Here is a 12,012-nt window from a genome sequence, read left to right as displayed (position 1 = left end):
TCGCGGCCACATTCGAAGGGGAACACCGTGTCTGTGCAGAGCTCCGCGCCATACGACGAGGGCGATTTCACGCTACGAGACGGCACCAGCATCCGAGCGCTGCCGAAGGTGTCGCTGCATGACCACCTCGACGGTGGGCTGCGGGCGCAGACCATCATCGAGCTCGCCGACGAGATCGGTCTGGAGCTCCCCGCGACGAGCGCGCCCGAACTGTCGAACTGGTTCTCCGACCAGTCCGACTCCGGCTCGCTCGTCGAGTACCTCAAGACCTTCGACGTCACCACGGCCGTCATGCAGACCACACACGGTCTGCGGCGCGTCGCTCGCGACTTCGTCAACGACCTCGGCGCCGACGGGGTCGTCTACGGCGAAGTCCGCTGGGCGCCAGAGCAGCACCTCAAGCGTGGCCTGAGCCTCGACGACGCCGTGAACGCGGTCCAGGCCGGCATCAATGAGGGCATCGACGACGTCCGATCCCACGGCAAGCGCATCCGCGTCGGCCAGCTCGTGAGCGCCATGCGCCACGCTGGCAACGGACTCGAGATCGCGAAGCTCGCCGTGCGCCACCGCGAGGCAGGTGTCGTCGGCTTCGACATCGCCGGCCCGGAAGACGGGTTCCCGCCCACGAACCTCCAGGAAGCCTTCGACTACCTCATGTCGGAACGGTTCCCCGCCACGGTCCACGCCGGGGAAGCCGCAGGCCTCGACTCCATCGAGAGCGCCCTCTTCGACGCCCACGCGCTGCGCCTCGGCCACGGCGTGCGCATCGCAGAAGACATCGACCTCGAGGGCGAAGACGACGACGGCACCTACGTGTCGCTCGGCCGGCTGGCCCAGTGGGTGCGCGACCGCCGCATCCCGCTCGAGCTCAGCCCATCCTCGAACCTGCAGACCGGCGCCATCGCCGCCTGGGGAGACAGCATCGAAGACCATCCCTTCGATCTGCTCTACCAGCTCGGCTTCACGGTGACCGTCAACACCGACAACCGCCTCATGAGCGCGACCAGCATCTCCCGAGAGCTGACGCTGCTCGCCGACGCCTTCGACTACGACCTCGCCGACCTGGAGACGTTCCAGCTGAACGCCGCCGAGGGCGCGTTCCTGCCGATCGAAGACCGGGAAGAGCTGGCTGAGATCGTGAGCGAAGGGTTCGACGAGGCAGGAGCATGAACGCGCAGGCCACACCTGAGCTTCAGTTCGACGCAAGCAGCGTGCGCCTCGCCGAGCAGGCGCTCGACTGGCGGCAGGCCGTCGGTCAGATGGGCGAGCTGCTCGCCGAGCGCGGCTACGCGAAGCGCGGCTACACCAGCAACATGGTCCGCGTCATCGAACGTTTCGGGCCGTATGTCGTCGTCGGTCCGGGCGTCGCGCTCGTGCACGCGCGTCCCGGTGAGGAGACCATCGAGAACGGTCTGGCCGTCATCACCTACCCGGAAGGCGTCGGCTTCGGCCATGCTCGCTACGACCCCGTGCGCATCGTCGTCGGCATGACGGCGACCAGCGCGTCGGAGCACCTCAAGCTCATCGCCGCGCTGGCGAAGACGTTCGACAACGACGCGGTGCTCGGCGAGCTCGTCGCCGCAGCCACGCCGGAGAAGTTCGTCGAGCTCCTCAAGCCGAGGCTCGTCGCAGCGGGGCTGCTCATCGCCTGACCGGGCTTCTCGTCTCATCGGCACGACACTGCGCAGGAGCGCGCCGCCGCTCGGTGCGCAGAAAGTGCCGCAGGGCGGGGGATCACCCCACCGTCGTGTCCGATTTCCGCGAGCTCTGGCGGGGTCAACCTGCCAGACTCGTCGCATGGCAAGCATCACCCTCACCGGCGACGAGCGGTACCGCGCGATCCTCGCCAAGGATCGACGCTTCGACGGGCAGTTCATCACCGCCGTCGGGTCGACCGGCATCTACTGCAGACCGAGCTGCCCCGCCCGCACACCCAAGCGGGAGAACGTCACGTTCTACCCGACGAGCGCCGCCGCCCACGAGGCCGGGTACCGGGCCTGCAAGCGCTGCCTGCCGGACGCGGCACCCGGTGACCCAGCCTGGAACCTCCGCGGCGACGTCGCCGGCAGGGCCATGCGGCTCATCAGCGACGGGGTTGTGGAACGTGAAGGGGTCCCTGGCCTCGCTGCCCGACTCGGCTACTCATCCAGGCACCTCGCGAGGGTACTCACCGCAGAACTGGGCGCGGGCCCGCTTGCGCTTGCACGTGCGCAGCGGGCACGCACGGCGGCGACGCTGCTCGGCGCCACGGACCTGCCCTTCGGCGAGGTGGCCTTCGCGGCCGGCTTCGCGAGTGTCAGAGCGTTCAACGAGACCATCCAGGAGGTCTTCCAACTGACGCCGACCCTCGTGCGCGAGCGATCGCGAAGACGAGCCGTGGCGGCCGCGTCGCGAGTCACGGACGGGGGTCTCGGGAGCTTCGGCGCTGGCCTGGCGCTGAGCACCGGAGCCGCCCCGCTGACGCTGTCGCTCGCGTACCGGGAGCCGTACGACGCCGTGGGCGTCTTCGCCTGGCTCCGGGAGCGCGCCATCGACGGGGTCGAGGTCGCGACCGACGATCGGTACGAGCGCAGTCTCCTCCTCCCGGGAGGCCCCGCATGGTTCGGCGTGGACGCTGGCGGCCCGCAGCCCGCGTCGCTGCGACTCCGCGCGCGCCTCACCGACCTCAGCGACCTGCAGGCCCTCGTCACGCGTGTGCGCCGGCTCTTCGACCTGGATGCGGACCCGGCGGCCGTCGACGGAGCGCTCTCCGTGCATCCGGCGATCGCGGAGCGCGTGCGCCTTCGCCCGGGTCGCCGCCTGCCCGGTGCCGTGGACCCCGACGAGATGCTGTTTCGCGCGATCATCGGTCAGCAGATCACCGTCTCGGCGGCACGGACGGCTCTTGGTCGCCTCGCCGCGCGGGCGGGGGCCTCGCTCGAGCAGAACGGCGACAACGAGGAACACGCGACCGAGCTCGGCGTGAACCGCCTCTTCCCGAGCGCAGCCGCCATCGCGGAGCTCGGCGAGGAGTCCTTCGCCGGCCCCAGGGCACGGTCGGCGACCATCACACGCGTCGCCGAGGCGATCGCGGACGGCCGACTGCGGCTCTCGCCGGGTGACGACATCGCCGAGCAGCACGAGGCGCTGACGGCGTTCAAGGGCATCGGCGACTGGACGGCCGGCTACGTGAGCATGCGGGTGCTTGGCAACCCAGACGTGCTGCTCACGGGAGACGTCGCCCTGCGAAGCGGAGCCAGAGCGCTCGGCCTTCCACCTGAGCCCAGAGCCCTCACGGACGTCGCGGAGCAGTTCAGGCCGTGGCGAAGCTACCTGTCCCTCCACCTCTGGGGAGCTGTCCCGCCCAGGGCACGACCCGGCACCAAGATCCGCGCCACCGCGCAGACACCGCCCACCACCACGGAGACACCAGCATGAGCACGCAGACCAGCAGTGAAGCTCGGGCCGTCATCGAGACGCTCGACACCCCAGACGGGCCGTTCACGATCATCGCCCGCGACCGTGACGGGGCGGTGCTCGCCTCAGGCTGGAGCGACGACGAGCAGCGTGTCCTGGAGCGCATCACGGCGCAGGCCAGGCCGAACGCCGTCGTGCGGGGTCGCGCTGCCGCCTCTGATGCCGTGCGTGCGTACTACGACGGTGATCTCCGCGCCATCGACGACGTGCTGGTCGCCCAGTTCGGCGCGACGTTCCGGATGCAGGGGTGGCTCGGTCTGCGGGCCATCGAGGCAGGGCATCCGCTCACCTACACGGAGTTCGCGACGGCTCTCGGACGGCCGACGGCCGTGCGCGCGGCAGCGAGCATCTGCGCCAGCAACGCGCCTGCGCTCTTCGTGCCCTGCCACCGGGTACTGCGCTCGGACGGCACGCTCGGCGGATTCGCGTGGGGTATCGACGTCAAGCGCTCCCTCCTGCAGCGCGAGCTCGCCCACGCCAGCTGACGAGCCGGGCGACCTCGTCTGCCGTCTCGCGATGAGTTTGGCGCTTGCGGATGGGTTGCAAGCCATCGCGAGGCGTGAAAGCCATCCCGAAGCCGGGGGTGGATCCTGAAGCGGGCGTGGATCGCGAGGCCGGGGTGATCGCGAAGCGGGCGTGGATCGCGTGGCGGGGGTGATCGCGAAGCGGGCGTGCGAGTCATCCCGAGACAGGAACGTCTGCCGCTCGTCTGTTTCGGGGTGGGTTTGGCGCTTGCGGATGGGTTGCAAGCCATCGCGAGGCGTGCAAGCCATCCCGAAGTCGGGGGTGGATCCTGAAGCGGGCGAGGAAGCCATCCCGCGACAGGAACGTCTGCCGCTCGTCTGTTTCGGGGTGGGTTTGGCGCTTGCGGATGGGGTGCAAGCCATCGCGAGGCGTGCAAGCCATCCCGAAGCCGGGGGCGGATCCTGAAGCGGTCGTGGATCGCGAGGCTGGGGTGGATCGCGAAGCGGGCGTGGATCGCGAGGCCGGGGTGATCGCGAAGCGGGCGAGGAAGCCATCCCGAGACAGGAACGTCTGCCGCTCGTCTGTTTCGGGGTGGGTTTGGCGCTTGCGGATGGGTTGCAAGCCAGCGCGAGGCGTGAAAGCCATCCCGAAACCTTGGCAGATCGCGAAGCCGGGGTGCAGCGCGAAGCCAGCGCGGAACGTGGTGCTGCGACGAGAGCCTCCCCTGAGCGGACGCTGGTCCGTCAGGAGAGGCTCTCGTGTGGAGTCCTCCGCCTACGCGGTGGTGAGGGTGACTCGCAGGGCCTCGCCGGCCCTGGCTGCCTTCGCCTCGGCGTCTGCCGCGCGCTCGGCTGGTGTGCCGTCCTCGCTGGATGCGTCGACGTACACCTTGATCTTCGGCTCCGTGCCCGAGGGCCGAACCATGACGCGTGTGCCGTCGGCGAGCTGGTAGCGCAGCAGGTCGATGGGCACCTCGTCGCCGGACAGGTCGCCGGTCTCGAGCACTGCGACGCCGCCGACCTCGGTGGGCGTGTGGCCGCGCAGGACCGCCATTACGCGGGGGATCTGGGCGATGTCGTCGAAGCGCACCGAGACCTGCGTCGACACGAACGTGCCGAAGCGCTCGGCGAAGGCGTCGTCGTGGTCGATGAGCGTGCGCCCCTCGGCCTGGAGCCCCATGATGAGCTCGAGGATCGCGACCGACGCGGAGATGCCGTCCTTGTCGTGCACCGTCTCCGGGTTGACGAGGTAGCCGAGAGCCTCCTCGTAGCCGTAGAGGATGTTCCGGGCGCGGGAGATCCACTTGAATCCCGTGGGCGTCTCGGCGTAGTCGAGCCCGTACTCGTGGGCGATGCGCCCGAGGGCTGGGGCGGAGACGACGGAGGTCGCGAGCGTGCCGTGCACGCCGTCGGCCTTCGCCTGCTCTGCGGCGCGCCAGCCGAGGATCTTCCCGATGTCATTGCCGCCGAAGCGCCGCCAGCCGGACGCGCTCTTGACGGCGACGGCGAGTCGGTCGGCGTCGGGATCGTGCGCGATGACGAGGTCGATTCCCGCAGCATCCGCCGTCTCGTAGGCGAGGTCGAGTGCGCCCGGCTCCTCGGGGTTCGGGAAGTCGAGCGTCGGGAACGCGCCGTCCGGCTCGACCTGCTGCGCGACGACGACCGGCTCGGCGATGCCGAGCTCTGCGACGACAGCGCGGAACGTCTCCCAGCCGACACCGTGCAGGGGCGTGTAGACGAAGCGCACGTCGCTCGGCGTTCCGCGCAGGAGGGCCGCGGTCGCGGACACGTAGTCGGTGACGATGGACTCGTCGGCCGTCGCGTACTCCGCGGATCGTGTGAGCTCCGGCACCTTCCGGCCGGCCGCGACCTTGCCGATCGCCTCGGCGATCTCGGCATCGACGGGCGCGACGATCTGCGAGCCGTCGTCGGCCCCGCCGAGGTACACCTTGTAGCCGTTGTCCCACTTCGGGTTGTGCGAGGCGGTGACCATGACGCCAGCGGATGCGCCGAGTCGGCGGACGGCGAATGCGAGCACGGGCGTCGGGAGCTGCCTCGGCAGGATCGTGGCGGCGACGCCCGCGGCCTGCATGATCTCCGCAGTGTCCTGCGCGAAGCGCTGCGAGTTGTTGCGGGCGTCGTAGCCGATGACGATCGACGGGGACTCCTCTCGCGCGAGCAGGAAGTCGGCGAAGCCTCGAGCGGCTTGGGCGACGAGGACCCGGTTCATGCGGTTCGGGCCAGCGCCGAGGCGGCCGCGGAGGCCGGCGGTTCCGAACGCGAGGCGGGCGCAGAAGCGGTCCTGCAGCTCGCGCCAGGCCGCGGCGCGCTCGCTGGTGTCAGCGTCTTCGATGATGGCGAGCTCGGGCGACACGTCGCCGGCGGCGTCGAGCAGCTGCTGCAGCTCGGCGCGCGTCACCTCGTCGGGGTCCTGCTCGAGCCAGGACACCGCGTTGTGCCGGAGCGCGACCTGCAGCGACCGTGCGATGCCGCTCATCAGAGCTTGACCACGATCTGGGAGAGCAGCTCGGCGAGATCGGCTTCCGCCGCCTTGCCTGCCTCGAGGACCTCCGCGTGGCTCAGCGGGTTGGGCGAGACGCCGGCCGCCGGGTTCGTGATGAGTGACATGCCGAGCACCTCCATGCCGGCCTCGCGAGCCGCGATGGCTTCGAGCGCCGTCGACATGCCGACGATGTCGCCGCCGATCGTGCGCGCCATCCTGACCTCGGCGGGGGTCTCGTAGTGCGGGCCGCGGAACTGCACGTACACGCCTTCGTCGAGGTCGCGCACTGTCAGCGCGAGCTCGCGCAGGCGCGCCGAGTACAGGTCGGTGAGGTCGATGAAGGTCGCTCCCTCGAGGGGCGAGTCGGCCGTGAGGTTGATGTGATCCGAGATCAGCACGGGCGTGCCAGGGCCCCACTCGGGGCGCACGCCGCCAGCGCCGTTGGTGAGGATCATGACCGAGGCGCCGGCCGCCGCGGCGGTGCGCACGGAGTGCACGACGCGGCGCACACCCTTGCCCTCGTAGTAGTGCGTGCGCGCTGCGATGACCAGCGCGTGCTTGCCGTTCGCGAGGCGAATCGAGCGCAGCGTCCCGGAGTGGCCTGGGATGTCGGACTTCGCGAATCCGGGCACCTCGTCGGCTGGGATGGTCGCGATCGTCTCGCCGAGCAGCTCGGCCGTCTGCCCCCATCCGCTGCCGAGCGTGAGCGCGATGTCGTGGCGTTCGACACCCGTCTTCTCGGCGATGACCGCGGCAGCTGCCTGCGCGAACTCGAAGGGTGAGGTGGCTGGATCGTCGATCGACTCTGACTCGTGCGTTGACATGCACCCCAGCGTAGCGACCGGGGCGGGACCTGCGTGGAGCACAAGCGGATGATGTCCCGCCCCGTCTCGGAACGGCGCGGAAACCTCTCCGGTTTGGCGGGTTCATGCGGGAGGAGGACAATAGCGGGTATGGCCACGCCCTTTGATCGCAAGCACCGCATCGTCGTCGTCGGCGGGGGGCCAGGCGGGTACGAAGCCGCGCTCTCGGCCGCCCGCCTCGGCGCAGAAGTCACCCTCATCGAACGCGTCGGCGTCGGCGGCTCCGCCGTCCTCACCGACGTGGTTCCCTCCAAGACCCTCATCGCCAGCGCAGAGGCGGCGACGGCGATCCGCGAGTCCGGCGAACTCGGCGTGCAGTTCTTCGCGAAGGGCGACACGGGGAAGCCGCTGAAGCCCGAGGTCGCGGTGAATCTCTCGAAGCTGAACAAGCGGCTGCTGCGCCTCGCGCAGAACCAGTCGGACGACATGCAGCGCACGCTCGAGGCTGCCGGGGTCAACGTCATCCAGGGCGAGGGCAAGCTCGACGGCAACTCGGCCGTCACGGTCGGCACCGGCTCGGGTGGGCAGGACTTCGACCGCATCGAGTTCGACTCGGCTGTGATCTCGGTCGGTGCTCGTCCTCGCACGCTCGACTCGTGCAAGCCCGACGGGGAGCGCATCCTCACCTGGACCCAGCTCTACAACCTCAAGGAGATGCCGAGCCACCTCATCGTCGTCGGCTCTGGCGTGACCGGGGCCGAGTTCGCGTCGGCCTACTCGGCGCTCGGCTCGAAGGTCACGCTCGTCTCGAGCCGCGACCGCGTGCTCCCGAACGAGGACGCTGATGCCGCGGATGTCATCGAGGACGTCTTCAAGCGCGGCGGCATGACCGTGCTGTCGAAGTCCCGTGCGGCGACCGTGGTCCGCGACGGCAACGAGGTCGTGGCGACCCTCGACGACGGGCGCGAGGTGCGTGGCTCGCACTGCCTCATCGCGGTCGGCTCGATCCCGAACACCTCCGGCATCGGGCTCGAGGAGGCCGGTGTCGAGGTCTCGCCGTCCGGGCACATCCGCGTCAACCGCGTCGCGCGCACCTCGGTGCCGAACATCTACGCGGCCGGCGACTGCACGGAGTTCTTCCCGCTCGCATCCGTCGCCTCCACGCAGGGGCGCACAGCGGTGTTCCACGCGCTCGGCGACGAGGTGCGGCCCATCAACCTGCGCAATGTCGCCTCGAACATCTTCACGTACCCGGAGATCGCGACGGTCGGCTGGCAGCAGCGTTCCATTGAGGACGGCACCCGCGAGGGTCGCGTCTACAAGCTGCCGCTCGGCGAGAACCCGCGTGCCAAGATGCAGGGCGTGCGCGACGGCTTCGTGAAGCTCATCGCCGGCAACGACCTGGGCACCGTCATCGGCGGCGTGATCGTCGCACCTCGTGCCTCGGAGCTCGTGCTGCCGCTGTCGATCGCCATCGAGCAGCGCCTCACGGTCGACCAGGTTGCGCGTGCCTGGGCGGTCTACCCGTCGCTCGCGAGCAGCATCTCGGATGCCGCCCGTGCCATGCACATGCCGTACGAGGAGCAGACGAAGGCCTAGCTCGTGTCTGACAATGCCTCGCCGACTCCGCTCGTCCTGGTCGCGCGATCTGCTGCGTTGGAGAACTCGCGCAATGCTCCGCATTGGGCTTCGTTCTCCGCCTTGCAGCTCACACGACCAGGCTGTGCTCGCTGCGGCGATCCACTGTCAGACACTCCCTAGCTCGGCTGTCTCGGTGCTGGAACGGCGCCTGGCGGCGTTCCGCGCCGTGAGGCCGATCAGGTCGCGACGTACTCGTTCCAGATGTCGATGGCGAGCTTGATGAAGAGCACGCTGACGACGATGAGGAAGACCCAGCGGATGAGCTTGCTCCCGCCGCGGATGGCGGTGCGGGCGCCGAGGTAGCCGCCGGCGACGTTGGAGACGGCGAGCACGGCGCCGAGCCCCCAGAGCACGTAGCCCTGCGGGGCGAAGAAGAGGAGCGCGCCGAGGTTGGTGCCGAGGTTCACGATCTTGGCTTTCGCGCTGGCCTGCAGGAACGAGTAGCCGAGCAGGGACACGAGGGCGATGACGAGGAAGGACCCGGTCCCCGGCCCGAGGAGGCCGTCGTAGACGCCGATCGCGAAGCCGATGAGGCCCGCGACGACGTGGTGCTTGCGTCCCTCGTACTTGAGCTTGTCGAGCTGCCCGACGCTCGGTTTGAAGGCGGTGAAGATGCCGATGCCGAGGATCGCGATGGCGATGATGGGCTTGAAGGCTGCGGCGGGGATGCTGGAGGCGAGGATCGCGCCGCCGTAGGCGCCGAAGAGCGCGATGGCGGCCATGGGCAGCGCGGTTCGCAGGTCGGGTTTGACGCGTCGGAAGTAGGTGATGGAGCTGGTCGCGGTGCCGGCGATGCTGCCGAACTTGTTGGTCGCGAGTGCCTGCACGGGCGAGACGCCCGGCAGCGTGAGCAGCATCGTGAGCTGGATCAGCCCGCCGCCGCCGACGACCGCATCCACCCAGCCGGCCGCGAAGCCGCCCACGATGACGAGCGCGAGCAGCCAGCCGTTGAACCCCTCGAGCCCCGTGAACGACTCGAGCCAGCTCGCGTCGTTCGTCGTGAGCGCGGCGTCGAGGGGCGACGAGAGCAGCGTGGAGGTCAGGAGGGAGGCGTCGATCACCTACCGAGGCTACTCGGCGTCGGCGAGCTCGAGCAGCTTCGTGCCGCTCGAGACCGTCTCGCCGGCGGCACCGGAGATGGATGCGACGATGCCGTCGCGGGGAGCCTGGATGGGCTGCTCCATCTTCATGGCCTCGAGGACGACGAGGAGGTCGCCCTTGACGACCTTCTGCCCCTCCTCGACGGCGAACTTCACGATCGTCGCCTGCATGGGGGCGACGACGTCACCGCTCGAGTGGGTCTCGACGTTGGTGTGCGAGCGACGCTTCGGGGCGTGTCCCGCCATGGTCCGACCCGCACCGCCGTGGCCGACACCGGTGGCGGCGAGCAGGCGCTCGGGGAGCGACACCTCGAGGCGCTTGTCGTTGACCTCGACGACCACGTTGCGGCGCGCGATCGGCTCGTTGACGTCGCCGGCCTCGCCACCCCACGGCTCGATCGTGTTGCTGTATTCGGTCTCGATCCAGCTCGTGTAGACCCCGAACTCGCCGTTCTCGGCGGTGAAGGCGGGGTCGCGGACGACGGAGCGATGGAAGGGCAGGACGGTCGGCATGCCGTTCAGCTCGAAGTCCTCGAGGGCGCGGCGGGAGCGCTCGAGCGCCTCCTCGCGCGTGGCGCCCGTGACGATGAGCTTCGCGAGCAGTGAGTCGAAGGCGCCGGAGACGATGTCGCCCTCGCGGACGCCGGAGTCGACGCGCACGCCGGGGCCCCCGGGAACGCGGAAGGTCGTGACGGTACCAGGGGCTGGGAAGAATCCGCGGCCCGGGTCCTCGCCGTTGATGCGGAACTCGAACGAGTGGCCGGTGACCGTCGGGTCGTCGTAGCCGAGCGCCTCACCCTGGGCGATGCGGAACTGCTCGCGGACAAGGTCGATTCCGGTGACCTCCTCGGAGACCGGGTGCTCGACCTGGAGGCGCGTGTTGACCTCGAGGAACGCGACCGTGCCGTCGGCGGCGAGCAGGAACTCGCAGGTTCCAGCGCCGACGTAGCCGACCTCCTTGAGGATCGCCTTGGATGCGCGACGCATCTCGGCTTCCTGCTCGGCGGTGATGAAGGGCGCTGGCGCCTCCTCGACGAGCTTCTGGTGGCGTCGCTGCAGCGAGCAGTCGCGCGTGGACACGACGACGACGTTGCCGTGGGAGTCGGCGAGGCACTGCGTCTCGACGTGGCGGGGCTTGTCGAGGTACTTCTCGACGAAGCACTCGCCGCGTCCGAACGCGGTGATGGCCTCGCGGGTTGCGGACTCGAACAGCTCGGCGACCTCTTCGCGCTCGCGTGCGACCTTGAGCCCGCGCCCGCCGCCGCCGAACGCGGCCTTGATGGCGACCGGCAGTCCGTGGATGTCGATGAAGTCGAGGACCTCGCTCGGGCCTTCGACGGGGTTGAGCGTGCCGGGGGCCAGCGGTGCGCCGACCTTCTCTGCGACGTGGCGCGCCGTGACCTTGTCGCCGAGCGCCTCGATGGCCTCGGGGGACGGGCCGATCCAGGTGAGTCCCTGGCGGATGACGGCGCGTGCGAACTCGGCGTTCTCGGCGAGGAAGCCGTATCCCGGGTGCACGGCGTCGGCGCCGGAGCGGCGGGCGATGGAGAGCAGCTTGTCGATCACGAGGTACGTCTCGGCGCTCGTGGCGCCTCGCAGCGCGTACGCCTCATCGGCGAGGCGGACGTGGGGTGCGTCACGGTCCTGGTCTGCGTACACGGCGACGGAGGTGATACCCGCGTCTCGAGCCGCTCGTGCAATGCGTACGGCGATTTCGCCACGGTTGGCGATGAGGAGCTTCGAGATTCGCGACATGGTTCCTAAGCCTATTGAGGTCGGTGCGGCCGGATTTGGCTCGATTCGACAAACTTATCGGGAGAAGGTTGTCAGATGCGCTCGGTTGGAGGTTCTCACCACGCCGAGCGTGTGGCAGTTGGGCGACATTGGCCGCGTTGCACATTCCCACGGAGTGGGAAGGGTGTTGCGTCATGTATTACGTCGTGTTTAGCTACAGGGCTGAGCTTTCGCTCAGTTCGTCCTGCCAGTCGGTCAGCAATGACTGCACGACCAGCAATGGTCCGGTGTGCCAGGTCCAGTCCGGGCCC

The 12,012-nt window shown here is 69.4% G+C and carries 9 protein-coding genes; 5 read left to right on the top strand and 4 right to left on the bottom strand.

Annotated elements, in window-relative coordinates:
* Positions 1-27 precede the first annotated feature (27 nt).
* From C5B99_RS13800 to C5B99_RS13785, 4 genes are all read left to right on the top strand, one after another.
* The gene (locus tag C5B99_RS13800; RefSeq protein ID WP_258063370.1) at positions 28-1,170 is read left to right on the top strand and encodes an adenosine deaminase; all 1,143 of its coding nucleotides are present in this window, start codon (positions 28-30) and stop codon (positions 1,168-1,170) included.
* Complete coding sequence (locus C5B99_RS13795; protein WP_104243038.1) at positions 1,167-1,652, top strand: PTS sugar transporter subunit IIA; 486 nt, start codon at positions 1,167-1,169, stop codon at positions 1,650-1,652. Before C5B99_RS13800 ends, C5B99_RS13795 begins: the two co-directional genes overlap by 4 nt.
* A 145-nt stretch (positions 1,653-1,797) precedes the next feature.
* Positions 1,798-3,417, top strand: coding sequence for a DNA-3-methyladenine glycosylase 2 family protein (locus tag C5B99_RS13790; protein ID WP_104243036.1), 1,620 nt, complete (start codon positions 1,798-1,800; stop codon positions 3,415-3,417).
* Entirely contained in the window at positions 3,414-3,941 is a 528-nt protein-coding gene (locus C5B99_RS13785) for a methylated-DNA--[protein]-cysteine S-methyltransferase (protein WP_104243034.1), read from the top strand. The genes C5B99_RS13790 and C5B99_RS13785 overlap by 4 nt, the downstream gene beginning before the upstream one ends.
* A 754-nt stretch (positions 3,942-4,695) precedes the next feature.
* On the opposite strand, the gene C5B99_RS13780 is transcribed toward C5B99_RS13785, so the two are convergent.
* The gene (locus C5B99_RS13780) at positions 4,696-6,417 is read right to left on the bottom strand and encodes a phospho-sugar mutase (protein ID WP_104243032.1); all 1,722 of its coding nucleotides are present in this window, start codon (positions 6,415-6,417) and stop codon (positions 4,696-4,698) included.
* Positions 6,417-7,247, bottom strand: a complete 831-nt coding sequence (locus tag C5B99_RS13775; protein WP_104243030.1) for a purine-nucleoside phosphorylase — start codon at positions 7,245-7,247, stop codon at positions 6,417-6,419. The genes C5B99_RS13780 and C5B99_RS13775 overlap by 1 nt, the downstream gene beginning before the upstream one ends.
* A gap of 129 nt (positions 7,248-7,376) precedes the next feature.
* Here C5B99_RS13775 and C5B99_RS13770 point away from each other — a divergent pair, with 129 nt between their 5' ends.
* Complete coding sequence (locus tag C5B99_RS13770; RefSeq protein ID WP_104243028.1) at positions 7,377-8,825, top strand: NAD(P)H-quinone dehydrogenase; 1,449 nt, start codon at positions 7,377-7,379, stop codon at positions 8,823-8,825.
* A gap of 218 nt (positions 8,826-9,043) precedes the next feature.
* Here C5B99_RS13770 and C5B99_RS13765 read toward each other — a convergent pair whose 3' ends face one another.
* Positions 9,044-9,808, bottom strand: a complete 765-nt coding sequence (locus C5B99_RS13765; RefSeq protein WP_104243377.1) for a TSUP family transporter — start codon at positions 9,806-9,808, stop codon at positions 9,044-9,046.
* 129 nt (positions 9,809-9,937) lie between these two features.
* Positions 9,938-11,722, bottom strand: coding sequence for a biotin carboxylase N-terminal domain-containing protein (locus C5B99_RS13760; RefSeq protein WP_104243026.1), 1,785 nt, complete (start codon positions 11,720-11,722; stop codon positions 9,938-9,940).
* Between the last annotated feature and the right edge of the window lie 290 nt (positions 11,723-12,012).

It is taken from the genome of Pseudoclavibacter sp. Z016, assembly GCF_002931215.1.
GTDB lineage: Bacteria > Actinomycetota > Actinomycetes > Actinomycetales > Microbacteriaceae > Pseudoclavibacter.
This window is presented reverse-complemented; position numbering and strand designations above follow the sequence as displayed.

Excerpts from the sequence above, each read along its gene's own strand:
- C5B99_RS13795 (WP_104243038.1), top strand. The coding sequence starts at position 1,167 with ATGAACGCGCAGGCCACACCTGAGCTTCAGTTCGACGCAAGCAGCGTG.
- C5B99_RS13790 (WP_104243036.1), top strand. The coding sequence starts at position 1,798 with ATGGCAAGCATCACCCTCACCGGCGACGAGCGGTACCGCGCGATCCTC.
- C5B99_RS13785 (WP_104243034.1), top strand. The coding sequence starts at position 3,414 with ATGAGCACGCAGACCAGCAGTGAAGCTCGGGCCGTCATCGAGACGCTC.
- C5B99_RS13780 (WP_104243032.1), bottom strand. The coding sequence starts at position 6,417 with ATGAGCGGCATCGCACGGTCGCTGCAGGTCGCGCTCCGGCACAACGCG.
- C5B99_RS13775 (WP_104243030.1), bottom strand. The coding sequence starts at position 7,247 with ATGTCAACGCACGAGTCAGAGTCGATCGACGATCCAGCCACCTCACCC.
- C5B99_RS13770 (WP_104243028.1), top strand. The coding sequence starts at position 7,377 with ATGGCCACGCCCTTTGATCGCAAGCACCGCATCGTCGTCGTCGGCGGG.
- C5B99_RS13760 (WP_104243026.1), bottom strand. The coding sequence starts at position 11,722 with ATGTCGCGAATCTCGAAGCTCCTCATCGCCAACCGTGGCGAAATCGCC.